Genomic DNA, 2,075 nt, shown 5'->3' on the forward strand with positions numbered 1-2,075 from the left:
GCGATGTGCCCGTCGTCCAGGCCGTACTCGCGCAGGGTCGGCCACTTGCCGGGGCTGGCCGTGCCGTAGACCTCGGCGCCCAGATGCCGCGCCAGTTGGACGGCCGCCGTGCCGACGCCGCCGGCGGCCGCGTGGATCAGCACCGACTCCCCGGGCCGTAGCCCGCCCAGGTCCACGAGGCCGTAGTACGCGGTGAGGTAGGTGATCGGGACCGCGGCGCCCTGTTCGAAGCTCCAGTCGTCCGGCATGCGGGTGAGCCACCGGTGGTCGGTGACCGCCATCGGGCCGAAGGAGGTCGGGCACAGGCCCAGGACGCGGTCTCCCACCGAGACGTTCTCCACGCCTTCGCCGACCTCCAGCACGACACCGGCCGCCTCGCCGCCGATGCCCGTCTGCCCCTCCACGATGCCGAGCGCCACGATCACATCACGGAAGTTCAGGCCCGCGGCCCGGACGGAGATCCGGACCTCACCGGGGGCGAGCGGCTCCAACACCTCGGGGTACGGGACCAGTTCGAGGCTCTCCAGGACACCGGGACGCGTGGTGTCCAGCCGCCAGGGGACGTCCCCGGCCGGCGGCTGGATCGAGGGATGGCTGCTGATCCGGGCGAGTCGCGGTGCGAGGAGCCTGCCCTGTCGGACCGCGAACCGCGGTTCGGCGGCGCCCAGGACGGCGGGGAACACGGCGGCGGTCGCCGGATCCAGGTCGGTGTCCACCAGGGTGATCCGGCCCGGGAACTCGCTCTGCACCGAGCCGATCAGCCCCCACAGCGTGGACGCGGGGAGATCGGCGATCTCCTGGTCGTCGCCCACGGCCACCGCCCCGGTGGTGGCGAGCACCAGCCGGACGGCCGCGTACCGTTCATCGGCCAGCCAGGAACGTGTGAACTCCAGCGCGCGCTCGGCCACTTCGTGAGCGGCCGCGATGTCCGGACCCGGTCCGCCGGCAAGGAAGACGACCACGGCCGCCCCGGCGGGCACCCGGTCCCCGGCGTCCGGTGCGAACAGCCCGGCCGGGTCGCCGACGGTCCCGGCGGCCGACGCCGCGAGGCCGAGCGGGTCCGGCCCGGCGAGCACGAAGGCGGACGGGCCGTCGGCCGGGGGGACGGTCAGCGGACTCCAGTCCAGCCAGAACAGGGAGTCGTCGTGCGCGGCGGTCGGTCCGGCCGGCGTCCGGACCGCCGTCGTCTCGCGCAGTGCCAGCGACTCGACGGTGATCACGGGCCGGTTGGCGTCGTCGCTCGCCAGGACCGAGAAGGACGAAGGGCCGGTCGGTGTCAGCCGGACGCGTACCGCGCCGGCCCCTGCCGCGTGGAGGACGCAGCCGGACCAGTTGAACGGCAGCCGGACGCCCTCGGACTGCTGCCCGGCGAAGGCCAACGCGTGGAGCGTGGCGTCCAGCAGCGCCGGGTGCACGCCGAACTGTTCGGCCGCGCCCTGCTCCTCCTCGGGCAGCCTGATCTCGGCGTAGACGTCGTCGCCGAGCCGCCAGACGGACTGCACGCCCTGGAACGCGGGGCCGTAGTGGTAGCCGACGCCCGACAGGTCGTCGTAGAGCGTCGACACGTCGACGGCGGTCGCACCGGGCGGTGGCCACTCGGCCGTCGGCTCCGGGTCGGCGGGGCGCTGGTCGGTCAGCACGCCGGCCGCGTGCTGGACCCACGCCTCCTCACCGGTGCGACCGTGGACGGTCAGTGCCCGCCGGCCGGTGTCGTCGGCCGGGTTGACCCGGACCTGGAGGGTGACCGCCGCCCGCTGCTCGGCGGCGAGGGTGAGCGGTGCGAGAAGGGTGAGCTCCGCGACGTACGGCGTGTCCGTCTCCTGGGCGGCCCTGAGCGCCAGTTCGAGGAAGGCGGTGCCGGGGAGGAGGACGGTGCCGTTGACGGCGTGGTCGGCGAGCCAGGGGTGCGTGTGCAGGGCGATGCGGCCGGTGAGGAGCAGGGTGCCGTCGTCGGGCAGGACGTTGACCGAGGTGAGCAGTGGGTGGTCGAGGGTGGTGGCGCCGGGGGTGGTGGGGTTGGTTTTGGGTGTGTGGTGGAGCCAGTAGTGGTGGTGTTGGAAGGGGTAGGTGGGGAG

1 protein-coding gene is annotated in these 2,075 nt (G+C 74.0%); it reads right to left on the bottom strand.

The genetic code is table 11. From position 1 onward, the window contains the following. A partial coding sequence (locus tag ACFZBX_RS36910) for a polyketide synthase dehydratase domain-containing protein (RefSeq protein ID WP_391538196.1) occupies positions 1 to 2,075 on the bottom strand: 2,075 nt, incomplete at both ends.

Source organism: Kitasatospora sp. NPDC008115, from assembly GCF_042957205.1.
Classification (GTDB): domain Bacteria; phylum Actinomycetota; class Actinomycetes; order Streptomycetales; family Streptomycetaceae; genus Kitasatospora.